Consider the following 7,450-nt stretch of genomic DNA (forward strand, 5'->3'; position numbering starts at 1 on the left):
GACGGGGACGAAGTCAATTGCCTATCCTTTTCTGTGCAGTTGAGATGATGTCGTGGGTGCGGGTCGGCTCGACGTGCGAGCGGCTACTCGCCGAGGCTGCCGATGCTGCGGGGGTGGCGGAAGAAGTTGTACGGGTCGTAGGCGTTCTTGACCTTCTTCAGACGCAGGTAGTTGTCGCCGTAGTACTGCGTCGCCCAGTCCGGGAGGCTGGAACCGGGGAAGTTGACGTAGGCACCGTCGCTGAGCGGGTTGAGGACGCCCGCGCCGGTGCCGACGAAGGCCGAGGCCGCCGCTTGCGCCTCGGGCGTCGGTGCGTCGAGCTGGGCGACGTAGCCGATGACGAAGTTCGCGTCGCGGTGGGGGTAGGCCGTGGCCGTCGGGGAGGTGTGGTTGCTGTTGCCGCCCACGGCCATGCAGTGCAGGACCCGGCGCTGGCCGGCCACCCGGTCGGCGTCGAGGGTGCTGACCAGGGTGTTCAGCTGGGACGGCGTGAACGGCTGGTTGAACACCCGGTACGCGTCGCGCTGCCAGGCCGTGCGGTGCAGGTGCGCCTCCGGGCCGGTGCCCTCGCGGTGGCACTGGTCCTGGGTGAGGTCACCGCAGCCGTAGGCGGTCTTCATGGCCTCGTGGTACGGGAGGTCGGCGACGTAGTTGCTCGTCGGCTGCGCGCCGATCAGCGAGGTGAGCTGCGCCAGGGCGGCCTGGGCCTCGGACTCCGGACCGTGGTAGCCGCCGGTGATGATCACCATGGGGACGGTGCCGGGCGCGGCGTCGGGCAGGTTGAGGATCAGGGCGGAACCGAGGTTCACGGAGGCGTTCATCTGCCAGGTCTGCCAGGCCGCGAAGACCTGCTCCGCCTTGTCCCAGGCCCACGTGGTGCTGAAGAAGACCATGCTGGGCGCGTCGATGGGGGCGACCTCGAACTCGGTGATGACGCCGAAGTTGCCGCCGCCTCCGCCCCGGATGGCCCAGAACAGGTCGGAGTACTGGGTCGCCGAGGCACGGATCAGGCGGCCGTCCGCGAGGACGATCTGAGCGGACCGGAGCCGGTCGCTGCCCAGGCCGAACTTCCGGGTCTGGTAGCCGATGCCACCGCCGGATATGAAACCCCCGGGGGCGACGGTCGGGCAGGTGCCCGCGACGAGCTGCTTGTTGGACGGCGCCAGGGCGTGCAGGGCGTCAATGGCCTGCAGGCCCGGGCCGACTCTGACGGTGGAGGAGCCGACCGTGGCGTGGTTCAGGCGGGAGGTGTCGATGACGAGGCCGTCACCGGTCGACCAGCCGTTGAAGTTGTGGCCACCGCTGCGGATGCGCACGGAGATCCGCTTCGTACGGGCGTAGTTCACGAGCGTCTGCACGTCCCGAGGAGACTCGGGATAGGCGATGGCCTGGGGGTGCACCGCGTCGTACTCCGCGATCTGCAGCTCCTTGGCGGCGGCGTAGCCCGCATCGGCGGGGAGCACGATGTCGCCCTGGATCTGCTGGGCGAGGCCGGCCCAACCGGTCGCCGTGGTCTCCGCGAAGACCGTGCCCGTGGCGACCTCGAGGGACACGGCCGTGAGGGCCAGTCCGGCACCGGCACGGAGGATCGTTCGCCTGCTCTGCATGGGTGTTCTCCAAGTCGCCATCGGACAGCGGTAACTAACCGTCATTAATGCAGCCGCCGGGAACTGTCCGCCCATTGCGCGGTAGGTGGGTCCGGCGGACGCGGGTGCGGACGCTCCGCCCGTGACGGGGAACCCTCGGTGCACCCGCCCGCGGACGGGCGGTGACCCAGGGGGTCACCGCCCGTCCGCAGGGGGCGCGACCCGGTGGGTCAGACGCCGGCCGGGACGCGGGCGCCCGACAGGGCCGTGCGCAGCTCGCCGACGAGGGCGGCGGTGTCCTCGCGGCCGGCGGCGGCGCCGTAGACGTAGTAGTCGGGGCGGATGAGTACGGCGTCGGCCCCCGCCTGCGCGAGCAGCTGGAGGTAGACCCCGTCGACGTCGACCACGGCCGACGTCCCGACCAGCGCCGGGTCGGTCCCGGCCGGGAGGACCTGTACGACGTGCGCGCCCAGCCCGGCGAGGAACCCTCGCTCCGGCCCGTCCAGGAGCGCCGCCGGATCCTGCGTGGTCAGGAGGACGAAGCCCAGCCCGACCACGCTGTCGAACAGGCCGGTCCGGTCGCCCCGCGTCACCGTCGCCTGCGGGGAGAGGATCCCGGCCGGCTTCGCCGGTCTGCCGTTGGCGCCGCGCCGCATGAAGCCCTTGGTCAGCGGCTGCAGCGGGGAGCGCTCCGGCGGGGCCACGCCTGCGGCGGCCGCGCGGTCGGCCGCCGCCTTCATCACCAGGTCCCGGTCGGCCGCGGCCTTCGGGTCGGTCTGGCAGATGATCCGGCCGAGGTTGACCGACATCCCGATGGCGTGCTTTACGTGGGTGCGGCGCTCCTCCTGGTAGTCGTCGAGCACCTCGGTGCCTGCGCGGCCGGTGATGAGCGCGTCCAGGCGCCAGGCGAGGCCGCCCGCGTCACGGAAACCGGAGGACATGCCCTGGCCCGCGAACGGGGGCATAACGTGCGCTGCGTCCCCCGCGATCACGAGCCGGCCGCGGTGCCACTGCTCGGCGCTGCCCGCCTTGAAGCTGTAGACGTGGTGGCGGCGCAGGGTGGAGTTCTCCGGGGTGACGTCGAAGAGCTCCAGGAGCTTCCAGGAGCTCTCCTCGGTGTTGAGGCCCTCGATGGTCTCGCCCTCGACGCGCATGAATTCGTAGCGCCGGTTGCCGGGGCCGGCCGACACCGAGGTGCGCGGCCGGGCGGGGTCGCAGATCTGCAGGTTGTTCGGCGTGAACGTGCGGCCGTCGTGGTGGACGACGTCGCACACCAGCCAGTCGTGGGAGAAGCCGAGGTCGGAGAACGGGGTCCCGATCGCGCGGCGGACGAAGCTGTTCGCGCCGTCGCAGCCGACGACCCATGAGGCGGCGAACACCTGCTGGTTGCCGTCCCGGTCCACCGCGGTGACCTCGACGGACCGTGGTCCCTCGGATATGCCGACCACCTCGTGGCCCCGGTGCACGGTGATGTTGTCCAGCCGCTCCCCGCGGGCCTGGAGTTCCGCCTCCAGCAGGGGCTGGTACATGGAGGTGGACTCCGGCCACCCGGCCAGCCGGCGCTCGGATCCGTCGATCCGGAGCAGCTGCTGCCCGTCGGCGTTCTGCCACAGGTACTCGCCCGAGGGCTCGCCGATCCTGCCGATGAGCCCGCCGATGCCGGCGGCGGTGAGCGTGCGGGCACCCTCGCCGTCGAAGGCCACGGCGCGGGGCATCGGGTAGGCCTGCGGCCAGCGCTCGACGACGGTGACCGCGTGGCCGCGGTCTGCCAGGAGCAGGGCGAGGAGCTGGCCGACCGGGCCGTATCCGACGATCAGGACGTCGGCCGCCCCGTCCGGGTCCTTGTGCGTGTCCAACATCAGTGTGTTCCCTGGGGTGTGGTGGGGATCGGTGACGGGTGCCGGGTGGGGACCCTCAGGCGGCGTCGGCCGCCAGGAGCTCCTGGAGGTGCTCCGCGATGAAGCCGGGCGTCGGGTAGTCGAACAGCAGCATCGGGTCGAGGCTCAGACCGGTTGCCTCGACGAGGCGGTTGCGCAGTTCGACGGCGCTCAGCGAGTTGAAGCCGACCTCGAAGAGCGGGCTCTCCTCGTCCAGCTCGTCCTCGAAGGGCTCGTCGGTGTTCTGCTCGGTGCGGGCGATCTCGGCCTCGGCGACGACCAGGTCGGTGAGCAGGGTGATCTGCTCCACGGGGGAGAGTCCGGCGAGGCGGCCCTGGAGCGCCTCGCGGGTGGTCCGCGCGGGGTCGGCGGTCTCGGTCTCGGTCTCGGTCTCGGCAGCGGTGATGGTCTCGGTCATGACGGTTCCGGCCTCCAGCCAGTAGTTGCGGCGCTGGAAGGCGTACGTCGGGAGTTCCACCCGGCGGCCGCCCTCGAACAGGGCCGTCCAGTCGACGGCAACGCCTCGGGCGAACAGTCCGCCGAGCGCGCTGATGGTGCTCTGCGCCTCGGTGGAGTCGGTGCGCAGGGCGGGGATGAAGGCGATGCCGTCGGCATCGCCGGTGAGGCAGGCCGGGCCCATGGCGCTGAGGACTCCGGCGGGGCCGAGCTCCAGGAAGGTGGTGGTGCCGCGTTCCTGGAGGGTGCGGACGCCGTCGAGGAAGGCGACCGCCTCGCGGACGTGGCGCACCCAGTAGTCGGGCGAGGTCAGCTCGTCCGTTTCCGCGACGTCGCCGGTGAGGGTGGAGACCACCGGGATCGTGGGCGCGTTGTAGGTGAGTTCGGCGGCGATGTCGCGGAACTCGGCGAGCATCGGGTCCATCAGGGGCGAGTGGAAGGCGTGGCTGACCACGAGCCTCTTCACGCGGCGGCCCAGCAGGGAGAAGTGCGTGGCGACCTCGTCGGCCGCGGCCGACGCGCCGGAGACGACCACGGACGACGGGCCGTTGACGGCGGCGATGCCGACGCCTTCGACCAGGCGCGGCAGGACTTCTTCCCTGGTCGCCTGGATCGCGATCATCGCCCCGCCGGCCGGCAGGGCCTGCATCAGCCTGCCACGAGCTGCCACCAGGCGCGCCGCGTCCGCAAGGTCCCACACACCGGCCACATGGGCGGCGACCACCTCTCCGATGGAATGCCCGGCGAGGAACCGGGGGCGGATGCCCCAGGACTCCACCAGGCGGTAGAGGGCGGTCTCGATGGCGAACAGGGCCGGCTGGGTGAACTCGGTGCGGTTCACGTCGGTCGCGTCCGCGGCTTCGAACACGACCTCCTTCAGCGGCTTGGCCAGGTGCCGGTCCAGCTCGGCCGCGGCCGCGTCGAAGGCCTCGGCGAACACCGGGTAGCTCTCGTACAGTTCGCGGCCCATGCCCAGGCTCTGGGAGCCCTGGCCGGTGAAGAGCACCGCGAGCTTGCCCTTGGCGCGGTGGTCGCGGACGATCCCCGGGACCGTGGCCCCGGTGGCGCCCTCGGTGAGCGCCTGGAGCTGCTGGCGCAGGGTCACCTTGTCGGAGGCGACGAGGACGGCCCGCTTGTCGAAGGCGCTGCGGGTCAGGGCGAGGGAGTGTCCGATGTCGTACGGGTCGAGGTCCTGCGGGGCGGTCTCGAGGAACGCGTCGAGGCGGGCGGCCTGGTCGCGCAGGGCGTCGTCGGTCTTGGCGGAGAGCACCCAGGGCAGCGGGGCGCCGGAGCGGCGCGGGGTGGCCTGCTCGGCGGTGGCGGCGTCCCGGGCGGGGGCCTCTTCGATGACGACGTGGGCGTTGGTGCCGCTGATGCCGAAGGAGGAGACGGCCGCGCGGCGGGCGCGGTCGTCGCGGCGCGGCCAGGGGCGGGCCTCGGTCAGCAGCTCGACGGCCCCCGACTCCCAGTCCACCGTGGAGGTGGGCTCGTCGACGTGCAGGGTCTTGGGGAGTTCCTCGTTCTGGAGCGCCATGACCATCTTGATGACACCCGCGACACCCGCCGCGGCCTGGGCGTGCCCGATGTTGGACTTCAGCGAGCCCAGCCACAGCGGGTCACGCTCGCCGCGGTTCTGCCCGTAGGTGGCCAGGATCGCCTGCGCCTCGATCGGGTCACCGAGCACGGTGCCCGTGCCGTGCGCCTCGACCACGTCCACATCCGCCGTGGTCAGACGACCGTTCGCCAGCGCCTGACTCCAGGAGCAGGACCCCGGCGCCCTCGGCCCAGTTGGTGCCGTCCGCGGAGGAGGAGAAGGCCTTGATGCGGCCGTCGGGGGCGAGGGCGCGCTGGCTGGAGAAGCCGACGAACGCGTCGGGGGTGGCCATGACGGCGACACCGCCGGCGAGGGCCATCGAGCACTCACCGGACCGCAGGGCCTGGGCGGCCATGTGGAGGGTGACCAGGGAGGAGGAGCAGGCGGTGTCGACGGTGACCGACGGGCCGCTCAGGTCGTACAGGTAGGACACCCGGCCCGAGAACACGCTGCCGGACTTGCCGAGGCCGAGAAAGCCGTCGACTCCCTCGGGGAGCTTCTGCACCGCGTTGGCGTAGTCGTGGTACATCAGACCGGCGAAGACGCCGGTGTCGGTACCGCGGGCGGTCTGCGGGTCGATGCCGGCCCGCTCGAAGGCCTCCCACACCAGCTCCAGGAGGATCCGCTGCTGCGGGTCGGTTCCCAGCGCCTCGCGCTCGGAGATCCCGAAGAAGGGGGCGTCGAACTCGCCCGCGCCGTGGACGAGTCCGGCTTCCTTGACGTAGGTGGTGCCGGGGTGGCCGGGCTCGGGGTGGTAGACGTTCTCCAGGTCCCAGCCCCGGTCCTTGGGGAAGTCACTGACGGCGTCGTGCCCGCCGGCGACGAGCCGCCAGAGCGCCTCGGGCGAGTCGACCTCGCCGGGGAGCCGGCAGGCCATGCCCACGATCGCGATGGGCTCGGTGGCGGCGGCAGTGATGCGTGCGTTCTCCTGGCGCAGCCGCTCGGTCTCCGTGAGGGACGCGCGCAGCGCGGCGACGAGCTTGTCGTCGGAAACAGTCATGATCTTCTCTCCCGGTGTGAGACCGAATCAGTTGCTGGAGGTGGCGAGGGCGCGCGCCACGAGGCTTTCCACATCAAGGCCGGCGATCAGGTCGGCTTCCGCCTGGACGTTCGCCCCCGACTCCTCGTCGGCCGCTTCCCGGGCGCTGTGCGGCTCCTCGGTATCCGGCAGGAGTTCCTGCTGGATCCGGCGGGCCAGGGCGAGCGGCGTCGGGTGGTCGAAGACCAAAGTGGCGGGGAGCCTGATGCCGGTGGCCGTCGCGAGCTGGTTGCGCAGCTCGACGGCGGTGAGCGAGTCGAAGCCCAGTTCCTTGAAGGCCTGGTCGCTCTCGACCTGTTCCGCGCCGGCCAGGCCCAGTACCGCCGCAGCCTGCTCGGCGATGAGGTCCAGCACGGCCTGGGTCCGCTCAGCGGCGGGCAGGGCGGTCAGCCGCTCCACGAGGGACGCTCCGGTAGCGGCAGCGGCCGCCTGGGCAGTGCGGCGTGCCGGGCGGACCAGCCCGCGCAGGACCGACGGCAGGGCGGCGCCCGCCGGCCGGTCGCGCAGGGAGGTCAGGTCGAGCAGGGCGGGCACCAGGACGGCGTGAGCGGTCTGCAGGGCGGCGTCGAAGAGGGCCATGCCCCCGTCGGCGGTCAGCGGCCGCATTCCGCTGCGGGCCATCCGCTCCTGGTCTGCGCGGCCGAGGGTGTCCTGCATGCCGCCCGTCTGCTCCCACACGCCCCAGGCGAGCGAGGTGGCGGGGAGACCCGCACCGGTGCGGTGGCGGGCGAGGCCGTCGAGGAAGGCGTTGGCCGCCGCGTAGTTGCCCTGGCCGGCGCTGCCGACCGTACCGGCGACGGAGGAGTAGAGGACGAAGGCGGCGAGGTCGAGGTCCCGGGTCAGCTCGTGCAGGTTCCAGGCCGCGTCCACCTTCGGACGGAACACCTTGTCCAGACGC

4 protein-coding genes and 1 pseudogene are annotated in these 7,450 nt (G+C 72.0%); all 5 read right to left on the reverse strand.

Annotation, left to right across the window (positions count from 1 at the left end; genetic code table 11):
* Positions 1-83 precede the first annotated feature (83 nt).
* Entirely contained in the window at positions 84-1,607 is a 1,524-nt protein-coding gene (locus IH80_RS47000; RefSeq protein ID WP_030965406.1) for an FAD-binding oxidoreductase, read from the reverse strand.
* A gap of 209 nt (positions 1,608-1,816) precedes the next feature.
* The gene (locus IH80_RS0133215; RefSeq protein ID WP_030965407.1) at positions 1,817-3,445 is read right to left on the reverse strand and encodes a bifunctional 3-(3-hydroxy-phenyl)propionate/3-hydroxycinnamic acid hydroxylase; all 1,629 of its coding nucleotides are present in this window, start codon (positions 3,443-3,445) and stop codon (positions 1,817-1,819) included.
* A 55-nt stretch (positions 3,446-3,500) separates the two neighbouring features.
* Positions 3,501-3,881, reverse strand: coding sequence for an acyl carrier protein (locus tag IH80_RS47505; protein ID WP_234432463.1), 381 nt, complete (start codon positions 3,879-3,881; stop codon positions 3,501-3,503).
* Positions 3,882-3,884: 3 nt separating this feature from the next.
* Positions 3,885-6,516: pseudogene (locus IH80_RS47510) on the reverse strand (type I polyketide synthase); the annotation flags it as partial.
* 24 nt (positions 6,517-6,540) lie between these two features.
* Positions 6,541-7,450 (reverse strand): beta-ketoacyl reductase (locus tag IH80_RS47250; RefSeq protein WP_158943715.1); only part of this gene is annotated, 910 nt, incomplete at its 5' end.

Source organism: Streptomyces sp. NRRL S-378 (genome assembly GCF_000720645.1).
GTDB lineage: Bacteria > Actinomycetota > Actinomycetes > Streptomycetales > Streptomycetaceae > Streptomyces.